Source organism: Paenibacillus sp. N22P23 (genome assembly GCF_059383735.1).
In genome coordinates, this window is the sequence record NZ_JBXENT010000005.1 from 358273 (window position 1) to 379237 (window position 20965).

Annotated in this window: 20 protein-coding genes, 8 tRNA genes and 2 pseudogenes; 6 read left to right on the forward strand and 24 right to left on the reverse strand. The window is 51.1% G+C overall.

Annotated elements, in window-relative coordinates:
* Positions 1-25 precede the first annotated feature (25 nt).
* A complete protein-coding gene (locus AC506A_RS21695) occupies positions 26-1189 on the reverse strand; it encodes a Gfo/Idh/MocA family protein (protein ID WP_495463093.1) in 1164 nt (387 codons plus the stop codon).
* A gap of 95 nt (positions 1190-1284) precedes the next feature.
* Positions 1285-2322, reverse strand: coding sequence for a LacI family DNA-binding transcriptional regulator (locus tag AC506A_RS21700; protein ID WP_495463129.1), 1038 nt, complete (start codon positions 2320-2322; stop codon positions 1285-1287).
* Positions 2323-2516: 194 nt separating this feature from the next.
* Between AC506A_RS21700 and AC506A_RS21705 the strand changes: the two genes are divergently transcribed.
* Complete coding sequence (locus AC506A_RS21705; protein WP_495463094.1) at positions 2517-2861, forward strand: TM2 domain-containing protein; 345 nt, start codon at positions 2517-2519, stop codon at positions 2859-2861.
* A 22-nt stretch (positions 2862-2883) separates the two neighbouring features.
* On the forward strand, positions 2884-3318 hold the full coding sequence (locus AC506A_RS21710) for an NINE protein (RefSeq protein WP_495463095.1): 435 nt from the start codon (positions 2884-2886) through the stop codon (positions 3316-3318).
* A gap of 57 nt (positions 3319-3375) precedes the next feature.
* Here the strand turns inward: AC506A_RS21710 and AC506A_RS21715 are convergent, their stop codons facing one another.
* The 4 genes from AC506A_RS21715 to AC506A_RS21730 all read right to left on the reverse strand — a co-directional run bounded on the left by AC506A_RS21715 (position 3376) and on the right by AC506A_RS21730 (position 8128).
* Positions 3376-4962, reverse strand: coding sequence for a peptide chain release factor 3 (locus tag AC506A_RS21715; RefSeq protein WP_495463096.1), 1587 nt, complete (start codon positions 4960-4962; stop codon positions 3376-3378).
* A gap of 18 nt (positions 4963-4980) precedes the next feature.
* Positions 4981-5610, reverse strand: coding sequence for a cyclase family protein (locus AC506A_RS21720; RefSeq protein ID WP_495463097.1), 630 nt, complete (start codon positions 5608-5610; stop codon positions 4981-4983).
* A gap of 32 nt (positions 5611-5642) precedes the next feature.
* Positions 5643-7199, reverse strand: a complete 1557-nt coding sequence (zwf, locus tag AC506A_RS21725) for a glucose-6-phosphate dehydrogenase (protein ID WP_495463098.1) — start codon at positions 7197-7199, stop codon at positions 5643-5645.
* A gap of 125 nt (positions 7200-7324) precedes the next feature.
* On the reverse strand, positions 7325-8128 hold the full coding sequence (locus AC506A_RS21730) for a YwmB family TATA-box binding protein (protein ID WP_495463099.1): 804 nt from the start codon (positions 8126-8128) through the stop codon (positions 7325-7327).
* 94 nt (positions 8129-8222) lie between these two features.
* On the opposite strand from AC506A_RS21730, the gene AC506A_RS21735 reads away from it, so the two are divergent.
* Positions 8223-8621, forward strand: coding sequence for a hypothetical protein (locus tag AC506A_RS21735; protein WP_495463100.1), 399 nt, complete (start codon positions 8223-8225; stop codon positions 8619-8621).
* Between the two features lie 180 nt (positions 8622-8801).
* Positions 8802-10124 carry a hypothetical protein gene (locus AC506A_RS21740; protein ID WP_495463101.1) on the forward strand — a complete coding sequence of 441 codons (1323 nt, stop codon included), beginning with the start codon at positions 8802-8804 and terminating at the stop codon, positions 10122-10124.
* A 115-nt stretch (positions 10125-10239) separates the two neighbouring features.
* Here the strand turns inward: AC506A_RS21740 and AC506A_RS21745 are convergent.
* A pseudogene (locus tag AC506A_RS21745) lies at positions 10240-10644 on the reverse strand (gephyrin-like molybdotransferase Glp); the annotation flags it as partial.
* Positions 10645-10929: 285 nt separating this feature from the next.
* Positions 10930-11778: pseudogene (locus tag AC506A_RS21750) on the reverse strand (molybdopterin molybdotransferase MoeA); the annotation flags it as partial.
* Positions 11779-12143: 365 nt separating this feature from the next.
* On the opposite strand from AC506A_RS21750, the gene mobB reads away from it, so the two are divergent.
* Complete coding sequence (gene mobB, locus AC506A_RS21755; protein WP_495463102.1) at positions 12144-12659, forward strand: molybdopterin-guanine dinucleotide biosynthesis protein B; 516 nt, start codon at positions 12144-12146, stop codon at positions 12657-12659.
* A gap of 48 nt (positions 12660-12707) precedes the next feature.
* Here the strand turns inward: mobB and AC506A_RS21760 are convergent, their stop codons facing one another.
* Positions 12708-13028: an L-rhamnose mutarotase gene (locus AC506A_RS21760; protein ID WP_495463103.1), complete on the reverse strand. Its 321-nt coding sequence runs from the start codon at positions 13026-13028 to the stop codon at positions 12708-12710.
* Between the two features lie 15 nt (positions 13029-13043).
* The gene (locus AC506A_RS21765) at positions 13044-14558 is read right to left on the reverse strand and encodes an L-arabinose isomerase family protein (protein ID WP_495463104.1); all 1515 of its coding nucleotides are present in this window, start codon (positions 14556-14558) and stop codon (positions 13044-13046) included.
* Positions 14559-14720: 162 nt separating this feature from the next.
* On the opposite strand from AC506A_RS21765, the gene AC506A_RS21770 reads away from it, so the two are divergent.
* Positions 14721-15593: a helix-turn-helix domain-containing protein gene (locus AC506A_RS21770; RefSeq protein WP_495463105.1), complete on the forward strand. Its 873-nt coding sequence runs from the start codon at positions 14721-14723 to the stop codon at positions 15591-15593.
* A gap of 72 nt (positions 15594-15665) precedes the next feature.
* Here AC506A_RS21770 and AC506A_RS21775 read toward each other — a convergent pair whose 3' ends face one another.
* From AC506A_RS21775 to AC506A_RS21840, 14 genes are all read right to left on the reverse strand, one after another.
* Entirely contained in the window at positions 15666-16343 is a 678-nt protein-coding gene (locus AC506A_RS21775) for a response regulator (RefSeq protein ID WP_495463106.1), read from the reverse strand.
* Entirely contained in the window at positions 16300-17448 is a 1149-nt protein-coding gene (locus AC506A_RS21780) for a sensor histidine kinase (RefSeq protein ID WP_495463107.1), read from the reverse strand. The genes AC506A_RS21775 and AC506A_RS21780 overlap by 44 nt, the downstream gene beginning before the upstream one ends.
* A gap of 123 nt (positions 17449-17571) precedes the next feature.
* Entirely contained in the window at positions 17572-18261 is a 690-nt protein-coding gene (locus AC506A_RS21785) for a PspA/IM30 family protein (protein ID WP_495463108.1), read from the reverse strand.
* Between the two features lies 1 nt (position 18262).
* Positions 18263-18730, reverse strand: coding sequence for a PspC domain-containing protein (locus AC506A_RS21790; RefSeq protein ID WP_495463109.1), 468 nt, complete (start codon positions 18728-18730; stop codon positions 18263-18265).
* Entirely contained in the window at positions 18730-19422 is a 693-nt protein-coding gene (locus tag AC506A_RS21795; RefSeq protein WP_495463110.1) for a PspA/IM30 family protein, read from the reverse strand. Before AC506A_RS21795 ends, AC506A_RS21790 begins: the two co-directional genes overlap by 1 nt.
* A 51-nt stretch (positions 19423-19473) precedes the next feature.
* Entirely contained in the window at positions 19474-19767 is a 294-nt protein-coding gene (locus tag AC506A_RS21800) for a LiaF transmembrane domain-containing protein (protein WP_495463111.1), read from the reverse strand.
* Positions 19768-20183: 416 nt separating this feature from the next.
* A tRNA-Leu gene (locus AC506A_RS21805) sits at positions 20184-20265 on the reverse strand.
* 7 nt (positions 20266-20272) lie between these two features.
* Positions 20273-20349, reverse strand: a tRNA-Arg gene (locus AC506A_RS21810).
* A 24-nt stretch (positions 20350-20373) separates the two neighbouring features.
* Positions 20374-20447: transfer RNA gene (locus AC506A_RS21815), tRNA-Cys, on the reverse strand.
* Positions 20448-20455: 8 nt separating this feature from the next.
* Positions 20456-20530 (reverse strand) — tRNA-Gly (locus tag AC506A_RS21820).
* A gap of 7 nt (positions 20531-20537) precedes the next feature.
* Positions 20538-20612 (reverse strand) — tRNA-Gln (locus AC506A_RS21825).
* A 28-nt stretch (positions 20613-20640) separates the two neighbouring features.
* Positions 20641-20716 (reverse strand) — tRNA-His (locus AC506A_RS21830).
* A gap of 16 nt (positions 20717-20732) precedes the next feature.
* Positions 20733-20806 (reverse strand) — tRNA-Trp (locus tag AC506A_RS21835).
* 12 nt (positions 20807-20818) lie between these two features.
* Positions 20819-20903, reverse strand: a tRNA-Tyr gene (locus AC506A_RS21840).
* Positions 20904-20965 lie beyond the last annotated feature (62 nt).

The following is a 20965-nucleotide window of genomic DNA, read 5'->3' on the forward strand; positions in this document are numbered from 1 at the left end:
TTCAATAGTTAGTCTAGTTCGTCCGTTATCTTAATTCCGAAATCGCGACCCAGCGGCGTTCGGCGATTGATTTATCGACAGCTTCCAAAACAGCCTGGCATTCTACGCCGTCTACAAAATTCGGAACAGGCTGACGATCTTCAGCCAGTGCCAGCATAAATTCGTGCATCTCATGCGTGAATGTGTGCTCGTAGCCAATTGTATGTCCAGCCGGCCACCATGCGTCACTGTAGGCATGCGCTGCATCTGTTGCAATGACGCGGCGGAAGCCTTGAACATCCGCAGCATCGTCCGTGAAGTACACTTCCAGTTCATTCACGCGCTCAAAATCAAACTTGATGCTGCCTTTGCTGCCGTTGATTTCAAACGAATTCGTACAACGATGACCCGGCGCGAAGCGCGTCGCTTCGATGCTGCCTAGTGCGCCATTGGCAAAACGCGCGAGGAACAAGGTCGCATCATCTACCGTTACCTGTCCGCGAGGCGCGTCTTTGTCGCCTTTGGCACTAAGCCCGGTCATAGCCGTTGGCAGCGGGCGCTCCTTCACGAACGTTTCGCTCATCCCGATCACTTCTTGGAATTCGCCGACAAGGAAACGCGCCATATCGATGACATGCGCACCGAGGTCACCATGCGAGCCGGAGCCGGCGATTTCCTTCTGCAGACGCCATACGAGCGGGAACTGCGGATCTACGATCCAATCCTGCAGGAAGAATCCGCGGAAATGATAGATTTCACCGATGCGACCATCGGAAACCAGCTTCTTCGCCAGCTGTACAGCCGGGGCAAATCGGTAGTTAAAGCCAACCATATGTTTCACGCCGGCTTTCTCCGCAGCATTCAGCATCTCGATTGAATCAGCCAAATTAAGAGCGAGCGGCTTTTCGCAGAAAATATGCTTGCCTGCTTCAGCAGCTGCAATCGCAATTTCCTTATGCGCGTCGCTCGGTGCATTGATGTCGATGATATCGATGTCATCGCGCGTAACAAGTTTACGCCAGTCCGTCTCAGCGTTTTCCCAGCCAAACTGCTCGCGAGCTTGTTCTAAGCCGACTGCATCCCGTCCACAAATAACAGCCATTTGCGGGCGAATCACTTTCGGGAAGAACATCGGAAGTGCTCTATAGGCATTGCTGTGGGCTTTGCCCATAAATTTGTAACCAATCATACCTACTCGAATTGTGCTCATCGTTTTGTTCCGCCTCTCATAGAATTAGGTTAGCAATACGGTGAAACTTCCTCAGTTATTAATCGTGAAACCGATAGGTTCTCCTATGTATCACGTTAGGTTGTCGTCGTTCTCGTTGTCTTGGAGGAAGCCCTTTCAATCAACTTTACAGGCAGCTTAACTTCAAACGGGGACGATGGTTCTGTCTCCGTCATCATGTCGAGCAGGCGGGATGCCGCCTCGCAGCCAACTTCATAGAACGGAACACGAATGGATGTAAGCGGCGGCTCTGTCATCCGCGAGACATCGGAATCGTCGCAGCCGACAAGCGCAACGTCCTCTCCTACGCGCACGCCGAGCTCCTTAAGTCCTTGCATGAGCCCGATCGCCATACGGTCGTTTGCGGCAATCACCGCATCAACAGAACCGCTGCGAATGAGCTCTGCTACCTTTGCAGCCTGCTGGTAGCCGCTCTTGCGGCTATAATTCCCGATCAGCACATGCTCGCCATGGAAAGGTACCTGCGCCTCAATAAGCGCCTGCTGGAAACCTTTCAACCGATCCAGACTGTTCGAGTATTCCGCGGGGCCATTCAGAAAACAGATCTTCCGAAAACCTTGCTGCAGCAAATGTCTGGCCGCATGGCGGCTTCCCATTCGCTGATCGGCATCCACCGTGTTGAAGGCCTCTCCCTCAAAGCGCTGATTAACGAGGCAGAACGGATGCAGCCCTTCCTTGAGCTCGGCAAGCGCTTCGCGTTCGGTCGGCACATCTTGAGCGCCTAATATGATGCACCCGTCAATCTTCTGCGTCCGAAACAGATTCGCATAGTCTCGCGGCTCGTCAGCTTCTCGAAACAAAAGCAGCAAATCATAGCCGCGCTGCTTGGCGGTAACCCCGATCCCGCTTAATACTTCGGAGAAGTAGTAAGTCGAGAAGAGATTCACCTTAGGCAATAACGGCAAAATAACGCCAAGATTGCCGCTTCTGCGCAGCGCAAACCGCTGTGCAAGCGCACTCGGCACATACCCCAGCTGCTTGGCAGCATCGACGACCCGTTTAGCCGTCTCATCTTTCACGGTCCCTGCACCGTTCAGCACACGCGATACGGTAGCTTCCGACACTCCCGCTAATTCAGCGACTTTTTTACGGATAAGTCCTTCCTCCCATCCAAGTTAATCATCTAATGTACACGCGTACATTTTCTCATGCAAGCGGTTACCTGTCAATCCTTTTTAAACCTAGCGGATGGAAACTTTTCTAGTTATTCCTTGCCCGATTCTTGTACGCTGCTTTATACTAATAAAGTAAATTTTTAAACATTTTTTTACAAAGGGGAACGCTATCGATGATTTATAATATCGCCCAGAAGAGTCAATTGGACGCCCGCGAGCTGCTGCTGCTTGATCAGGAAGTGAGAAACCAAGGCAAGAACATGCTTGTCGCTTATATTCTTTGGTTCTTCCTTGGCAGCTTTGGCGCTCATCGTTTCTACATGAAGAAGACAGGTTCTGCCATTGCACAGCTTATTCTAACGATCACGATTATCGGTTATATCGTATCTGCGATTTGGGTTTTAATTGATGCTTTCCTGCTGCACGGCATGGTGAAAGAAGAGAATCAACGTGTCGAGGGCCGAATTATTGATGAACTGCTTGGTCATAAGCACTTCAATAATGCGATGAACCGCTAAAGCAAAGGAGAATAAGAAGTGCATGCTTACCAAACGTGACCTGACCTTAAATGAGCTGCTTATTCTAAATTCTGAGCTGCGCAGTGCCGAGAAATCGCCTGCAGTTGCCTATCTGATGCTGCTCGGCGGTCATCTTGGGCTGCACCGCTTCTATTTGAAAAGGGTAGGCTCAGGTACTGCCCAGCTGCTCCTCTTCATTGCCGCGGTACTCTTCTATATCATCAGCACCGTTACTTCTGCCGTTTCCGCTGCATCTACCTACACCATTCTATCGATCGTTCCATGCGTCCTTTCAGGAATTGCCCTATTTATTTGGGTGATCGTGGATTTGTTCCTGCTGCCTGGTATGATTCGCTCCTACAATGATGGCATTAAGCAGGAAATTCTGGCCGCCATCGAGCACCACCGCCGAATGGAACAGCTTGCAGGACGTTCCATCCCGGATCTGATCGATTAACGCATCAAAAAGACCTCAACCCCGTCACAAGACGAACGGGATTGAGGTCTTCATTCATTAAGGAGCCATCTCCAAGAACTTGGAGGTCGGATTCTTATCCATAGCCGTACGCATCGCATATTCATTCTCGAACAGCGCTACGTAGTTGTCTTTCTTATCCTTCACCAGCGTGGAATTAATCCGGTACTTGGAAGGGTCAATCTTGTCATCGACAATCCAGCGGGCAAACTGGAACTGCATCCGGTGCAGCTGAATTTCGACGCCATATTCCGAACGCATCCGATGCTCGAACACCTCGAATTGCAGCTGACCGACAACGCCTAGAATGGTTTCGTCGAAGTTGCCTGTGGAATGGAACACTTGAATCGTTCCTTCTTCGGTCAACTGATCGATGCCTTTCTGGTACTGCTTATGCTTAAGCGCATTCTTCACCGTAACTTTCGCAAACAGCTCCGGCGAGAAGGTTGGCAGCTCGTCGAATACGATATCGCCGCCTTGTGACAAGGAATCGCCGATACGGAAGATGCCCGGATCGAACAACCCGATAATATCGCCCGGATACGCATTTTCTACGATATCCCGGTCCTGTGCCAGAAACTGCTGTGGCTGCGCAAGCTTAATATCCTTGCCATTGCGCACATGGCGAACACTCATGCCCCGTTCGAAACGGCCGGAGCAGATGCGTAGAAACGCGATCCGGTCGCGGTGAGCCGGGTTCATATTCGCTTGAATTTTGAAGACATAACCTGTAAATTTCTCGCTCATCGGATCGATAGGACCGCTCGTGCTCTGACGCGGTGTCGGCGATGGAGCCAGCTGCAGGAAGTTCTCCAGGAACGTCTGCACGCCGAAGTTGTTCACCGCACTTCCGAAGAAGAGCGGCGTCAATTCGCCTGCACGGACCTTCTCATAATCGAACTGATCCCCCGCTACATCAAGCAGCTCCAGGTCTCCAATCAATTGATCCGTCAAGAAGTCGCCGGCCATCTCGCGGATATGAGGATCGTTATAATCCTTCACCTTCACGACTTCAATCGTGGAATGGTCGTTGCCTTGGAACAGCTCAACTTGACTCTTCATCCGATCGTAGACGCCGCAGAGCTCGCGTCCCATGCCGATTGGCCAGTTCATCGGAACTGCCCGAATACCAAGCACGCGCTCAAGCTCTTCCATTAATTCAAATGGACTTTGGCCTTCACGATCGAGCTTGTTAATGAAAGTGAAGATTGGAATACCGCGCTTGCTGCATACTTGGAACAGCTTAATCGTCTGTGCCTCGACGCCTTTCGCGACGTCGATAAGCATAACGGCGCTGTCGGCTGCTGTCAGTGTACGGTACGTATCTTCACTGAAATCTTGGTGACCCGGTGTATCGAGAATGTTAACGCGATGACCGCTATAGTCGAACTGCATGACAGAAGACGTAACGGAGATACCCCGCTGCTTCTCGATTTCCATCCAGTCGCTCGTCGCATGGCGGCTTGCTTTACGCGCTTTAACCGTACCCGCTTCACGAATGGCGCCTCCGAATAGAAGGAGCTTCTCCGTTAGCGTCGTTTTACCCGCATCGGGGTGAGAAATGATGGCGAATGTACGCCTTTTCTCAACTTCTTGTTTAATCTCATCGGTCATTGTTTTACTCATGATAGTTCCCTTCGTCCTTTACATGCCGCCGATCAAGAAAGCGCGGGCAGGAGCCGCGTCCAGCCCTGTAAGCTTAAGCGGCGCAATGGCCATAAAATAGTTGCCGGGAGTGACATCCTTCAGACGCAATCCTTCAACAATAATAATATTATTGCGGAACAGAGAGCGGTGCGTCGGATAGTCCGGCTGTGCGCGCTCGATGCCAAGTGCATCCGTACCCAAACCACGGATACCGAGCTCAACTAAATAACGAGCGCCGTCTTCGCGCAGGAAGACAAAGTTGAAATCAAATGCTTCCGAGAACGAGTTGCGAGTCTTGAACAGAACCCACTCATTACGCTGCAGGTGAAGCGGCTCCAAATCTGCACGTGTGATGAATTCCTCACAATGCGTCAAATCGACAACGCGAGCATAGCCTATGAGCTGCTCCAGACCGATCGTTTCAATCGTCTCGCCATCTTTCAGCATATGCAGCGGGGCATCCACGTGCGTACCGCAGTGAACATCCATATCAAGACGGGATTCGTATACAGCCTGCCCGTTATCATGGTTAGACACATTCGTGATTGTGGGAATCTTCGTTTCTTTATTCTTGTACACTTGCATCGATGGATCGATCGTCATCGAAATATCGTAAATTTTAAACATGATTATAGTCTCCTATGTCGACCTTCATGAAATCATTTCGGTCCGCCAGAGATCCAAATTACGTTATCCTCAGCTTGACCGTTTACCGGCCACCAATGGAAGCCATCTTGTGCAAGGAGTTCGTCCGTGCGCGCAGGTCCCCATGAGCCTGCAGGATAGAGCTGCAAATCAGAGCTGTCTTCACGCCATGCATCTGCGATTCGATCCACGAAGGACCACGCCTGCGCAACCTCATCCCAGCGAGTGAAATAGGTTGATTCACCGCGAGCCGCATCATAGATTAGACGCTCGTAAGCTTCCGGCGTATTGATGCCGATCATGCAGCTTTGGCAGAACTCCATCGAAACCGGTTGAACGACATTGTCGACGCCTGGCTTTTTCGCATTGATTTTGATATAAATGCCTTCCATCGGGTTCACGCGGATGACAAGCAAGTTTGGCGCCAGATCGTGACGACGCGCGAACAGAATATTGTCCGGCACGTTCTTGAACTCAATCACAACCTCGGTTGTTTTGACCGGAAGTCGTTTGCCCGTACGAATATAGAACGGAACACCTGCCCAGCGGAAATTATCCAGGAACACGCGAGCTGCAAAATAGGTCTCGGTTGTCGACTCCGGATTGACGGAATCCTCTTGGCGGTAGCCGCTAAGCGGCTTGTCTTTCGCCGAACCTTCATCATATTGACCGCGAATGACATGCTGATGTACTTCGCTTGCCGATGCGAGTGGACGCAGTGAACGAAGTGCCTTGACCTTCTCATCGCGGATATCCTCCGGATGCAGCCTGCTTGGCGGCTCCATTGCAATCATCGCGAGCATTTGCATCATATGGTTCTGAACCATGTCACGCAGTGCGCCGGACTTATCGTAGTAACCGCCGCGCTCTTCCACGCCAACGGTTTCAGAAAGCGTAATTTGCACGTTAGCGATATGTTTATTGTTCCACAATGGTTCAAAAAATGCATTGGAGAAACGAAGCACTTCAATATTTTGTACCATTTCCTTGCCCAAGTAGTGATCGATCCGGTAGATCTCCTCTTCCTTGAACACTTGGCTAAGCTGACTGTTCAGCTTGCGCGCCGATTCGAGATCATAGCCGAACGGCTTCTCGATGACAAGACGATTCCAGCCGGTTGACTCCAGCAATCCGCCGTCACGCAGGTTGAAAGAAACGGGTCCGAACAAGTTCGGTGCCAGCGCCAAGTAGAACAATCGGTTGCCCGGAATTTTGAATTTCTCATCCAGCCCTTGCGACAAGCGGGCCAGCTCCCGGAATCCGTCTACATTATTAATGTCGAGGGACATATATACAAAATGCTCGGCGAACCGGTTCCATAGCTCGGCATCGTCCGATTTGTAACGCGAAAACTCGCTGATCGATTCGTACACATCAGCTCTGAACTGCTCATTCGTCCGCGGTCTGCGGGCAAGTCCTACTACGGCGAAATCCTCGGCCAGCTTGCCTTCTTTATATAAGCTGAATAGCGCAGGAAATAGTTTCCTACGCGCCAAATCTCCTGTGGCTCCAAACAAATAATAAACCGCACCCTCTGCGGCAACTGATTCATGTTTGCTCACTTCGGTCATTTCCCTCATTCTCTCTTATGTATTTTCATACAACGACTGGTAAGATCATGTTATGTAGTTTAGCATATTGAGGCAATAGATGCTATTCATGCAAAGATAAAAAAAACGAATCGGGTTCCAAACTTCTAGTTATTTGGCAGCGAATAATCCCCTGTAATTAAAGGCACTCCGACGATTAATTCACGGCTTTCCCCTGCTGATGCAGCCGATTCTGCCACCTGCAGATTCACTTTCGCGGAGCCGCTCTGTACATTGCTTTGCAGCGCCTCACTGAAATACGTAATGCTTTCCGTATGCCCATCGTTATACGATTCGATCTCCTTTGCAGCGGCGGCCACAACAATTCGCGCAGCACCGCCTTCACGAACCGGTACACCGCGAACCGTAAATCCGCCCTGTATATCAAGTCCCTCCGTCGCCTGCTCCACTTTGCTGATCAACTCTGAAATCGTGGCACGACTCGTGCCCGCGGCCGCGTCCAGCAGCAGGACAAGCTCAAACGGTTGATCGGCAGAATCTTCTTCCGAGCTTGGCTTGGTATGAATCCATAGCTTCATATGCCCCGCTTCATTAGATGCCATTACATCAACTGGCTCCGTCCCGTCCAGGCTTGTCGTCAAATTAAAGCCAAGCGATGCGGCTAAACGCTCCGCTCCCTTCCGATCGGAAGCACTGTCCCAACGGAACGTCCAATGTGCTTGCTCAACCCCGCCTGCATATTCACTGCCGCTCCACATCCACACTGCCTCAAAATCATGCCGGAGCCGCTCACCTTCAGTAATTGGAGCCTCTTTGTTGTTAGCTGCGTTCGCGCTCCACAGCCCTGCAGCCAGCAGCACGAGCAGGGCAGTCAGAATGCCCCACTTCGGGGTGCGCTTCGGACGTCGCAAGCTTGGGACGATATTGTCCTCGGAACGGGAAACGACCATATCATTTCACTCCTTGTTAGGTAAATAACCATACGCTTATGCCTGTAGGTGAATAGACTGTATCCAAGAACCCAGGGGGAGGTATCAACTATCGGTGGATCAAATTTACCCGCTCCATGAGGATCATATAAAAAACTTCTGCGGTATGGCCGTTTGTGCCGTTACACATGATGGTCAGCGACATGTCGGTATTCTTAGTCGGTGTCATGGCGGAAAGCTGATGTTTAATGAGAGCGCAAACGCTCAGCAGCATGTCAGTACGCAAGTACAGCCGACACAACAAGGTAAAGTGACGAATTCGAAGGTAAAAAGCAAGAAAGGAAGCAAAAAAGCGGTGACGGAGGCTAAGCCGAAGGAAGCAGCACAAACGCAGGCTTATTATCCGTACGATCCGTATTATGGTGATCCGTACTACGGGTATGGTTATTCGCCATTCGGAGGCGCGTTTGCCTTAGATTTGGCGTCCCTTGCATTCCTTTTTCTGCTCATATAACTATGGCAATCTAAAGCCCGAAGCCTGGTATGGTTTATGCTGCTAGGTACGGGCTTTTTGCCTGCAGACAGCTTGTCCGATTTTACGAAAATAACTTTCATGCAGGCCGGCTTTGATCATCGACAAATTGGAAATATTTATTTAAAATAAACGTATTAGACGTGATCGGAGGGCATTGATATGGTTATGCCGTATGCTATACCCGCTATATTCGGAACCGTACGAAGGACGCAGGAGCCCATCATTCCAGTAGAACGTTATGCGCTGTACCCAAATTTCAATGCATGGCCTTTCTCGCGTCAACCGCATAAGCCTGCCACTGGCTCCGGGAACCTGCTCAGTTCGATTGGCGGCTTTGGCTTGCCGAGACAGGCTCAAGATACATTAAAGGCTGCCGCAGGAAGCTCATCTGCGTGGCTGGCTCAAGGAAACAAGGTCAAAGCTGCTGTCGCGGACATGATGATGAAGGACAAGACTGCTTTTGGCAAACGGATTGTAACGGTATCCGATCACCTTGAGAATAGTAAAGTGACGGGAAATGCAGCTTTCGGTGCCGAACGTGCCCGGTACGACATTCAGGTTGCTTCTGTCGCACGTGTTCAGAAGAACAGCAGCTTTGACTTGACCAAGAATGCTCCCTCCATTATGGGTGCCGGTACACATACCTTCACCGTTACCATTGGGAACGAAACCAAAGCGTTATCTGCTTACATTAAACCAGGTGAAACGAATGAACATGCGCTATTCAAGCTTCGCGATACAATTAACAATGCCAAGCTAGGTGTGAACGCTTCCGTTCAAGAGGATCGGACAACCGGCACCGTGAAGCTCGAGGTTTCCTCTAATCAAACCGGCAAGGAGTCTTCCTTCGAAATCAAAGATCAGAATGGGGCTCTTATATCGGCCAGCGGTATTGGACGTACTTCTGTGAATGCTTCTGATGCGAGGTATCGGGTAAATGGTGAGCCTTTCATTGATTCGTCGTCGAATGACATTTCCCTGCAACAAGGTAAAGTAACAGTGTCGATCGCTAAGCTGGATGCACCTGCGGATTTCACTGTAATGGTGGAGCATGATGTAGATGCGGTTGCGAAGCAGCTCAGCAGTATTGTCGATGAGGTCAATACGCTTCAATCCATCTATGAAAACGCCTCCGGCTACTTAAACCCGATGCTTCGGAATCGGATCGAGGATGCCGTTCAAGGTTCAGGTGCTGATGTTGTCGGCTTATCCCGCGCTGCGGATGGCAGCTTGCAGCTGGATAAGGAGAAGCTCGAGACGGCGATGCAAACGCGCCCTAATGAGGTGCAACGGCTCTTAACGGGCAGAAGCAGCCTAACCTCGCGGCTGAAAGACGCACTTGATCGATTTACGGGGTTGCCGACAGAAGCATTGATAAGTTCGAAGGCCGGCGGTTTTCAATCTTTTACGCTGTACGGCGCTTCATCGAAGTCGTACTTGCAGCTCCCGCTTGGCGGACTGTATGTGAATTCGTTTATGTGACAAAAGTAAAACCCGCCAGTTGTGCAGCCGTCGTTGATGTCGGCTTCATGGTGGCGGGTTTTGGTTTTTTTAGAGGCGGAAGATATAAGTCTAAAAAGGCAATCGAGCCGTCTACCTAGAGTAGAATGATATCGACGATCGTGTCTACCGCCGTTCCTTCTGGGCTCGCCTTCAAGCGGATGAGTCCATCGGCTTCCGGGATGGAGGCCATCATGCTCGATTTGCCGAATGCCAGCGGGTCGGCGTAAAGTATCCCTTCGCGGGAGAAAAGCCGGGTGCGCACGAATCGCTCGTGTGGGCTGCCCTTGTCGAAAGAGGACGCAAGCTTTGCCGTCATCTGCTTCGGCAGTGACTCAATCATGCCGGCTCCTTGCAAGCGCTGGATCGCAGGCTTGGCGAACAGCTCAAAGCCTACGAAGCACGCGCCGGGATTGCCCGACAACGCTAGAAGTAGCTTGCCCTCGATGACCGCCGCCGAGGTCGGACTGCCCGGCCGCATGGCCACTTTGTTGAACAGCAATCGGCTGCTGTTTCGAAGCTTGGCTTCGACGGGTTGCGGCGAGTCCGGCGCAACGTGCGGTGCTGGCATCGGAGCTGTGCTCGCAAGCACGAGCGATGGAGCCGACAACTCATCGGAGGCTGACTCGGACTGCTGCGCTAACAGCGGAGCTGTGCCGGCAGGTACGGAAGAAGCTGGTGAATTCCCGGTAGCTGCCACGGTAAGTGGAACCACACTTGTAAGCTCGTGAGGCGGAGCTAGCGAATTAGCTGCGCCGTCGCTTAGCTCTAAACCGCGCAGCAGGCTCGCGATGACATCATAATCCCCAACCGACACGCCGCCGGTTGTGATGATGAGGTCACTCTGCGCCAGCGCTTCAGCAATTGCTCGAGCCGTTGCATCCGGCTCGTCTGGCACGCGGTTCAGCACCAGCGCTTCACCGCCGCATTGTTCCACCAATGCTGCGACCATGGCGCTGTTGCTGTCGCGAATGCAGCCCGGCGCGAGTGCCGCCTCAACCGGCAGCAGCTCTGCGCCGGTTGCCAGCACCGCGACGCGCGGGCGCGCATACACCGGCACGTTAGCGTAGCCAAACGTGCCGAGCAAAGCAACGTGGCCCGGCCGCAGCCGCGTGCCGGGCTCCGCAATAACGCTGCCGCAGCGGAATTCCTCGCCTCGGGGCGCGATGTTCTGCCCGGGCTCGGCGGCGCGTTTCACGTGCACCACCGGCAGCCCGTCAACAAGGGCGTCCGCCGTCTGCTCCAGCATGACGACGGCATCCGCCCCCAAGGGCACCGGTCCGCCCGTCATAATCCGGACGGCCGTCCCCGGTGCAACAGCCGCCGAGGCGAGCTCGCCAGCGGCGACTGAATCCACGACGCGCAGCGTCACCGGTGTACTCGGTGACGCCAACGCCGTATCCGCGCTGCGGACGGCAAAGCCGTCCAGTCCGGACCGCGCGAATGGCGGCCAGTCCGTCGTCGCCGTAACCGTCTCCGCCAGCCGCCGACCTGCGGCTTGCCGCAGCGGCACAAGCTCCTGCCGCCCCGGCACAGCCGCATCAAGCACGAGCCGCATTGCTTCCTCCACTTTGACTGCGCGTCTACGATAACGCGCCTCTCCCTGCGGCTGCTTCACGATATGCTTCTCCTCCACTCTTGATCTCTTTGAATTTTCTCTATCACTCTTTAACTTCCTAATCTCATTTGATCTACACTAATTAATCTATCTGGATTTATCCCGATCTATCTCGAACTATCTCGATCTATCCCGATCTGTCTCGATCTATCTCGATCTATCTCGATCTATCTCGGTCTCTCTCGATCTATATGGATCTTCCTTTATCCTTCTCGATTATTCTCAATATCTCACTTGCTATCTCTTGTCTCACCATTGTATCAGAATGAGGCAAACCCGCGATACCGCTTATGCTATACTCATATCAGCATACAATCTTCTGCAACTATCCATTTGCAACTGTCCATTTGCAACTATCCCTTCCGAAACAAGGAGTATCCGTCATGACATCCCATTCCGATACACTTCGCCGCTCCGCTCCATTCATCCTTCAAATCGTCGGCTACAAAAACAGCGGCAAAACCACCATGCTCACCGCGCTAACTAAGCGCTTAAAACAAGCAGGCTATACGATTGGCACCGCTAAGCATGACGCCCATGATTTCACGATGGATACACCGGGAACGGATACTTGGCGGCATCAAGAAGCCGGCGCCGATATCACAGCAATCAGCTCTTCTTCCCGCAGTGCCATCATCAGCGCGCGCCCCGAACCGCTTTCCGCTCTGCTTACACATATGCAGCATGTCGATATTGTGCTTGTCGAAGGCTTTAAGCAAGAGCATTATCCCAAGCTAATTCTTCTTCGCTCACCGGAGGACGAGTCCTTACTTTCACTGACGAATCCCATTATGACGGCAGTCTGGCCGCAGGCTAACGCACGCCAATCAACCACTATCCCACACTACGAAATAAATGACATCCCAGCCATTTATAATCATCTGCTCACTCTCCTATAATAAAAAAACTGCTCCGAAAGTCAGCTAACTGACTCTCGGAACAGCGCTTTATCCAACATCCCTCGAATAATGAAAAACCTCGGAAATTTCCCGCACAATTTCGCCATCATCATTTTTGATCAACAAATCCGCCATAAACTGCTGCCACCGAATGTTCGCCGGATGCATACTAAGCGCCTGCATGGCCTGCTGGAAATCAACTACCTCCATATAAGCAAACAGCTTACCGCCATCGATAAAAATACTATACGTTCGAATGCCCACTTCCCCGAATGCCTGAAGCAGCTCCGGATCGACATTCCGATGCCGCTCAATATATGCCTCACGATTGCGCTCATCAATTTGCAAAATAAAAGAAACTCGCTGCATCGCCGCTCACTCCTCCTAATTGTTTTTGCACAATGTCACATGACGAAGCTGCAGCAGCTCAGCCACCTTCTTGAATGGAGACGCCTGATTCCCTACTGCAATTGCGCAATGATGGGTAGGCGCTTCAGCAAACCATTTCTCCATATATTCATCCGGATGCACGTCAAATTTCACATGTGTCTGCGTATTGCCGATTTGCATGATCTCCCCGTTGGTCGCCTGGCCTTCACTCACAATCATCGCAAGCTTGCCATCCCCAGTCTGCGTCACATTCAGTGTTGTAATGGAGCCCCGCTTCACCTTCGCTTCAACGGAGACCCCCGTCCCCTTCTTCCCATGATACAGCCCCATCCCCCGCAAAATCGGCTTCTCGCTCGCAATCGCAATGTGAAACGGCCCATCATGTCCCAGCAAAATCGTTTCATCCACATAATCCACCACGACAATTTCGGAGAAGCTGCCGCCGGTTCCGAGAATATCGCATATTTTCATCCCGACAGCGGTTTTCATATCGCCTTCGCCTGAACATGGGATGCCTCGTGCTGTTAACAGAGAATGGCCAACGATAAAACCCGCCTGCAGCTTTTCATACTCATTCCCATCCTGCCCATGGTAGTAATACGTCAGTGCATCCAGATCATAAGCCCGCACCAGCTTCTCCTGCGCAACTGCCACCTTCGCAGACCATTCCAGCTGCTCCTTCGTTGGCTTCTTGGCAATGGGATCCGATGGGGAATCCCCGCTAATCTCGAACATTTCAACCACTTCTTCGAGCTTCGCTTCGATCTCCTCCGGCGTTACTTCCTTCAGATACCGATCGAGATCACACATCTCCAGCACCTCCACATGCAGTCCCAACTGCGCCTGGAGCATCGCAAAATCACTGTACATATCGAGCATACCGCTGTAGGTATTGCCGAGAAAACCAAACCGTGCATGACGCAGCGTCCGTACAACACCAGCCGCTTTAATCCATTCCTCAATCTCGCGCAGCGCCTTTACAGCCTCTGGACGTTCGTAAGTTACCTCATCCGTCAATGAAATCGCCGGTGTATAATCAAGCCCAAGTAAGCCATTAATGACGCGAAAACGGATGCCCGCTCGATTAAAAGCATTCGAGATTTCCGGAACCGGACAAGCGACGCAGTGTGCCAACCATTCGCCTGTCGTCGATTGCGCATAATTGATCCTTGCGGTCGGCTGCAAGTTCAGGACTATCACAGCCTTACTGCAAATTTGATGAATTGGCAGTACCGTCGAGCTTGTTGAATATGTAGCCACATGGCAGAAAACAAGATCTACGTTCTTCTCATTAAACCATTCCCCAGCCTGCCGCCCTTTGCCCTCTGAATCGACAAGTCCGAAATTATAAATTTCGCCATGCTGAGACATCTTCTTCTCCAAATGACTTCCATATTCGATAAGCCGCTCTCGAAGTCCGGGAAACTGCGGCCAGTACGCTTTCAGCCCGATCGAATATAAGCCGATGCGAGGCTTTTTTGCCGGTTTGATGGGTGTGAGCAAGGACATTGTCGTTTCCTCCAATGAATAAATAATAGATTTATACATTCATTGTAGTAGGTACACCAATAATTAACATCGCGCTATATTGCTTCTAAATAACAGAATATTGCTATCTTCCTCGAAGCGTCAGATAATGAAGTCAATAGACTGCTAAGAAGGAAGTGGCTCATGCCTCGGTACACGGAGAATGCCTCTCACAGTTGGACTCATAATTCCGTCCGTCTCATTACTTCTCCAAGCGTTGCAGCCCGTTCTGCGCTGATGTACGTGCAGGAAGCAGGTTATTTCTGGACGCATCCGCCTTATTTTACAGAAAGACAGCACCTGCCTTCCTATCTGCTTGTCTATACCGTCTCCGGAGAAGGGCGACTCGAGTATGGCGGGCAAACTTACAGCTTACAGGCCAATTCGCTGTTCTTCATCGACTGCATGGCACATCAGCATTATCGAACGGCCGTGAATGAACATTGGGAGTTCGCATGGGTTCATTTCTATGGCGGAGCCAGTAAGCATTACTATGAGCTGTATGCGCAGCAAGGTGATCCCCGATTGCAGTTGCAGCAGCAATCACCTCTTCTCGGACATGTCCAAACCCTAATCGATATCCATGAGAATAAAACCGTCCATACCGAGCTTCTAGCCTCTAAGCTTCTGACCGAATTAGCAACCGAGCTTGTTCTGTCCGCTCACGTCAGAGATTCCGACTCAAACAAAATGCCGCCATACATAGCCGATGCAGTACGGGAGATGGAACGTAGATATACAGAGCGATTGCGGATGGATGACATGGCGAAGACGCATGCCGTGAGCAAATACCATTTCACTCGTGAGTTCAAGAAACATATTGGGATGTCACCGAATGACTACCTCATCTCTCTTCGTATTGTGAAGGCCAAAGAGCTGCTCAAATATACCACGCAATCCATCGCAGCAATTGCGGATGAAATCGGCATCGACAATGTCAGCCATTTTATTAATCTCTTCAAGGCACGCGAGGGTCTGACTCCATTCGCCTTCCGTAAGAAATGGAGAACCTTATGACTTCACCACGCGATATCGCCAAAAAAAAGGCCGCTCCCTGAAATCCAGGAAACGGCCCTTTATCCAAACGTACTACTCCGCCAAACCATGCTTATGCGCATAAATAGCCGCCTGCGTCCGATCGTCCACACCAAGCTTCGCGAAAATATTCGTGACATGAAACTTCACCGTCTTAATCCCGATAAACAGCTCCTCGGCGATCTCTTGATTGGATAAGCCTTTCGCCACGCATTTCAGCACATCCATCTCACGGTCAGTCAGCTGCTCATGGAGCGCACGTACCGCTTCGGCTTTTGGCTGACGGAATCGGTTCATCATCTTCACAGCAACCTGCGACTCCAGCACGGACTGCCCCCTGGCCGCGGCACGAATCGCATCTGCGATTTCGTTCGCGCGGGATGTTTTGAGCAAATAGCTGAACGCACCTGCTTCGATAACCGGATACATTTTGCCATCATCTAAGTAACTGGTGAGCACAATTACTTTGCAGTCTGGATAGAGCTCCAGCAGCTTACGGGTCGTTTCGACGCCGTCCATGCCTTCCATAACCAAATCCATCAAGACGACATCCGGCCGGTATGCCTGCGCAAGGCGGATCCCTTCCATACCATTGCTGGCTTCCCCGACGACCTCAATGCCATCCTCTGTATTCAGCACAGCTGCAAGTCCAATTCGTACCATTTCGTGATCGTCCACGAGCAATACTTTAATAGGTTGTTCGATGCTGTCCATTCGTTCGATCGCTTCCATTCGGTAATATTCCTCCTCCATCATGCCCAGCCGCAGGCACCCATATGTCTATTAATACGCCATTTCCCGGTGAAGTTATTAATTTTAGCGAGCCACCGAGCACATTGACGCGCTCCTCCATCGTTAACAATCCGTAGGAAGTCTGCTTCTTCTCCTCCAGGTTAAAGCCGGTTCCGTCATCCTGCAGCGTCAACCGAACGTACGCTCCGGCATGCTGCAAATAGATATTGAGATGCTCTGCCTTGGAATGGCGCAGAGTATTGGAGAGTGCCTCCTGCGCGATACGGAACAAATGGTCCTCCGCTTCCGTGTCCAGCTTGATCGTAGGATCTGCCTCCAGCGTAATCGCCATCGGCACCTTCTGCTTCAGCTCATCAATTAAGCTGTGCAGAGCTTGACCCAGGTTTTTACCGTCCAAATGAATCGGCCGCAAATGAAGCAGCAATGCCCGCATTTCCGATTGCGCTACAGATGCCATCTCCTCGATTAGCTGTACCTGTCGTTTTGCACGTTCCCAGTCCTTCTCCATCGTCCGGCTTACAGCCGTTGCCGTCATGGAAATGGCGAACAGCTGTTGACTAACCGCATCGTGAAGCTCACGTGCAAGCCGCTGCCGCTCCTCAATGACAGCGGAGAACCGAACCTGCTCCGTCCAGGCTTCATCCTCTTCCGAGAAGGATTCAGGCGCCTGCGCCTCCCCTTCTTGGTCAGGCAGTGTTACCCGCTGGCGCTGGCGTTTGCGGAGTTGCTGCTCCGTAAGCCGCTTCATCGCCTCACGAAGTTTCACGCTTTGCAAGTAACTGTACGCGGTAGCCAGCACTAGAGAGAGGGCAATTACCGTAAGTCCGATCAGCGCTGCCTTACTTTGCAGTGCAAACAACTTCACATAACCGGTTCCTTGCAGAACCAATACAATTAAGCCGAGAATAACGAGTATCCACAATACGGTCTCAGCTGCATTCCTTCGCTTCTCCGTTTGCATGGCTGAAGGCGGTCCTTCATTCCGGTACACCGGAAACCTATCTTGTGCTGCCGGTGCTGTCATCGACCTCGAAGACCGGTCCTGCTCAGCCTCCGATTTCGGCCAAGACGCATCTTCCTTCACTCCGGTACCCCCTTCATCTATGTATAACCGCAGACAAGCCAGTAGTCGATGCCTGAATAGCGCACCGACCATGTATGGCTTGTTTGTAGCTTTTTACGATTATTGTGAATGCATTTGTTAGATTTACTCGCCTGAAGGCGGGTTTAGTTTGCTCTTGAGCGCTTGCAGCTGTTCTTCAATTTGAAGCTGCTTAGCCGGGTCTACAGAGCCTGCAGCAGCCGCTGGTGCATTGTAGGCGCCGTATGGAACGCGCATCACATCTGCTTCTGCTTCCAGCTGCATGATTTTCTCTTCCATTCGGCTAAACCCGCGCGATGCGTGGCCGCTCTCGATGGAATGTACAGACGATACTTGCGCCATTTGTTTCTTCGCCTTCGCCATTTGTGCACGGGCAGCGAGCTCATTGCGCTTGTTGCGAAGCTGGTAGTATTCATCTTTCATGCTGTGCAGCTGTGTCATGAGATCATCCGCTTGCGTTTTTGCGCTTGTGTGCATCTCTGTGTATTCGACTGTTTTCTGATCGAAGAAGATTTTCTCCTCAAGCAGCTTGCGTGCCAAATCCTCTTGACCCGCACGAAGTGCTGTCTCTGCCTTCGCCTCGCGGTCTGCACCGCTGCGGACGGCTTCATCAAGGCGCTGCTTCATGCGGCGCTCACTTGCCATTTGTTTAGCTACTGTGAGCTCAGCCGTATGGATCTCAGCCTCCATATCGCGTAAGTACTGATTGAGCATTACAACCGGATCTTCCATTTTATCAAGCAGTTCATGTAACGATGCCTTCGTCATATCTTTCATTCTTTTGAAAATACTCATGTTAAAACTCTCCCTTCTCATGTTTCGCTAATTTAGCACGAAGCTCTTCAATTTCTTTGCGCAATGCACGTTTTTCCAAATCTTCCATCATGGCATCTATATTAGAAGCCGACTGCGCCGGCGGCGACTGCCAATTTGTTCCGCCTGAACTTGGTGGCTGAGGCGGGGCGTTGTACGAGCCTTTGTAACCGAAACCATGATCCTGTCCAGTGTAATTGCTGCCTTGCGGTCCGTTATTCCAATTGCCGCCATTATAACCGCCCGGTCCATATCCGCCATAGTGGTATGGATCTTTGGGAACAACTAATCCAGCAAGAATATAGACAAGTATTAATGCACCGCTTGTAAAGACGGTCACCACGATCAGAAGAATCCGCAGCAGCGTCGCATCAACATTCAGCATTTCGGCTAAACCGCCGCATAAGCCAAACAGCTTCTTGTCGCGGCGCGAACGATACAGTTTCTTCATTAGGGCTTCCATCCTTCCTGTTGTAATTTACGTTTCAATTGCTCCATCTCACGCTCGATGACGTTCTGCAGCGTATGCCCCGCTTCGGTAATAAATTCTTGCCCTGCTTTGCGCAGATCACGTAAGCTGCGAGCTTCCAGCTCCATATCTGAAATCCGGTCTTCCAGCTTGCGGAACATGCCGCTCGGCTGTTGTCCTGCCGAACCATATGTGCTGCTGCCGGTATAACGCTCATTCATACGCTGCTGTAAGCGAAGGGACTCCATTCGTGCAGCAAAATACTCCCGCTTCTCATAGACGGTTTGGTATTCGCTGCGCAGCTCTCGCAGCTGCTCTTCCAAATCTCTCGTGCTTTGCAGCGCTTGCTCATACAGTTCACGGTACTGTGTCGCGCGTTCCTCACTGGACGCTTTCTCCATCAGTGCGATCCGTGCCACATGCTCCTCGCCAGCCTTCAGCGCGATGATTGCCTGCTGCTCACGTTTTTCTTTCAGCTGTTCGGCTTGCAGCCATTGTACCTTCAAATGATTGCTATGTCCGTTACATTGCTGATAGAGCTTCTCCGCTCCGATAATTTCTTCTCTTGTCGACCAGAGAAACTGATCGATCAGCTTTACGGGATCTTCGGCTTTCTCCAGACGCTCATTAAGCGTCGCCACCGTCATATCCCGCACTCTCCGCATGATACTCATCGTCCTTGCCTCCTTCGTCCACTGCTATAAGTAATCTTTTATGATTCATCGTTAGATCCTGTTTCTACGATTCTTGAATAAGGAGACGCCCCATACGATAAGTGCGACTGCGAGCAGTAGTGCGAACAGGCCTGCCAATTTGCCAATCAGCATAATAGCTCCGACTACGATCAGAATGCCGCCGATAATTTTGCTGTTATTGCGAATACCTACCACGCCAAGACCAATCAAGATGAATGGCATGATAAGACTAATAATCCATCCCAGATTAATTCCGATAAACTTCATGACCATCAATGCGCCGATCACGACCAGAATAGCACCCAATGCATTTTTTCCGTTCATTGTTTATGTCACCGCCTTTCATTATTAGTTGCTGTTGCTTCTCAATACGCTTTGCTTTGTTCATTTGTTTCGTTTCTTGCTTATGTACCTATTGTAGGTTGTTTGCATAGTTTCCAAAACGGACCCGCGACGGTTTTTATTACTGGACCTCAGGCGGGGAACGCGCCAACCTTAAGACTGAAAGACAAACAAGGTCTATCCCGCTGGTTAATGGATAGGCCTTGTCATTGTTAGATGTATGCTTGTTATTAGCCAATTGCAGCTAGCTATACATCGGACGGTATACATCTGTTCTCTGCATAATCTTAATCTTGACAGACCGCTTTCATCTTCTCGGAATAGCAGTGGCTGTATACAAGCCTGAAATAACAAAAAACCTGCAAGATCATAGATCCTACAGGTTGTCTTATTCAATATGGTGCCGGCGAGAGGACTCGAACCTCCACGGTTTCCCTCACGATTTTGAGTCGCGCGCGTCTGCCATTCCGCCACGCCGGCAAATTGATGGCGCGCCCTAAGAGATTCGAACTCCTGACCTTTTGATTCGTAGTCAAACGCTCTATCCAGCTGAGCTAAGGGCGCAAATTATTAAATTTTAAAAAATTGTGGAGGCGCCACCCAGACTCGAACTGGGGGTAAAGCTTTTGCAGAGCTCTGCCTTACCACTTGGCTATGGCGCCATAAAAGATGGAGCGGAAGACGGGAATCGAACCCGCGACCCTCGCCTTGGCAAGGCGATGCTCTACCGCTGAGCCACTTCCGCATAAAAATGGCTGGGGATCTAGGATTCGAACCTAGGGATGACGGAGTCAAAGTCCGTTGCCTTACCGCTTGGCTAATCCCCAACGCATAAAGTGTAATATGTAGTTGTTATGGGGCGACCGATGGGAATTGAACCCACGAATGCCGGATCCACAAACCGGTGCGTTAACCACTTCGCCACGACCGCCATACAACTATTTAATTGGCAGGGGCAGCAGGAATTGAACCCACACCAACGGTTTTGGAGACCGTTGTTCTACCCTTAAACTATGCCCCTAAAGAAAAGAAATGGTGGAGGATGATGGATTCGAACCACCGAACTCTGAGAGAGCAGATTTACAGTCTGCCGTGTTTAGCCACTTCACTAATCCTCCATGATGGTGCCGGCGATAGGAGTCGAACCCACGACCTACTGATTACAAGTCAGTTGCTCTAC

Excerpts from the sequence above, each read along its gene's own strand:
- AC506A_RS21775 (WP_495463106.1), bottom strand. The coding sequence starts at position 16,343 with ATGGAAGCGATCGAACGAATGGACAGCATCGAACAACCTATTAAAGTA.
- AC506A_RS21765 (WP_495463104.1), bottom strand. The coding sequence starts at position 14,558 with ATGTCCTTGCTCACACCCATCAAACCGGCAAAAAAGCCTCGCATCGGC.
- AC506A_RS21740 (WP_495463101.1), top strand. The coding sequence starts at position 8,802 with ATGGTTATGCCGTATGCTATACCCGCTATATTCGGAACCGTACGAAGG.
- AC506A_RS21720 (WP_495463097.1), bottom strand. The coding sequence starts at position 5,610 with ATGTTTAAAATTTACGATATTTCGATGACGATCGATCCATCGATGCAA.
- AC506A_RS21715 (WP_495463096.1), bottom strand. The coding sequence starts at position 4,962 with ATGAGTAAAACAATGACCGATGAGATTAAACAAGAAGTTGAGAAAAGG.
- AC506A_RS21760 (WP_495463103.1), bottom strand. The coding sequence starts at position 13,028 with ATGCAGCGAGTTTCTTTTATTTTGCAAATTGATGAGCGCAATCGTGAG.
- AC506A_RS21695 (WP_495463093.1), bottom strand. The coding sequence starts at position 1,189 with ATGAGCACAATTCGAGTAGGTATGATTGGTTACAAATTTATGGGCAAA.
- AC506A_RS21790 (WP_495463109.1), bottom strand. The coding sequence starts at position 18,730 with ATGAAGAAACTGTATCGTTCGCGCCGCGACAAGAAGCTGTTTGGCTTA.
- AC506A_RS21710 (WP_495463095.1), top strand. The coding sequence starts at position 2,884 with ATGCTTACCAAACGTGACCTGACCTTAAATGAGCTGCTTATTCTAAAT.
- mobB (WP_495463102.1), top strand. The coding sequence starts at position 12,144 with ATGACATCCCATTCCGATACACTTCGCCGCTCCGCTCCATTCATCCTT.
- AC506A_RS21800 (WP_495463111.1), bottom strand. The coding sequence starts at position 19,767 with ATGAACGGAAAAAATGCATTGGGTGCTATTCTGGTCGTGATCGGCGCA.
- AC506A_RS21705 (WP_495463094.1), top strand. The coding sequence starts at position 2,517 with ATGATTTATAATATCGCCCAGAAGAGTCAATTGGACGCCCGCGAGCTG.
- AC506A_RS21730 (WP_495463099.1), bottom strand. The coding sequence starts at position 8,128 with ATGGTCGTTTCCCGTTCCGAGGACAATATCGTCCCAAGCTTGCGACGT.
- AC506A_RS21785 (WP_495463108.1), bottom strand. The coding sequence starts at position 18,261 with ATGAGTATTTTCAAAAGAATGAAAGATATGACGAAGGCATCGTTACAT.
- zwf (WP_495463098.1), bottom strand. The coding sequence starts at position 7,199 with ATGACCGAAGTGAGCAAACATGAATCAGTTGCCGCAGAGGGTGCGGTT.
- AC506A_RS21795 (WP_495463110.1), bottom strand. The coding sequence starts at position 19,422 with ATGAGTATCATGCGGAGAGTGCGGGATATGACGGTGGCGACGCTTAAT.
- AC506A_RS21770 (WP_495463105.1), top strand. The coding sequence starts at position 14,721 with ATGCCTCGGTACACGGAGAATGCCTCTCACAGTTGGACTCATAATTCC.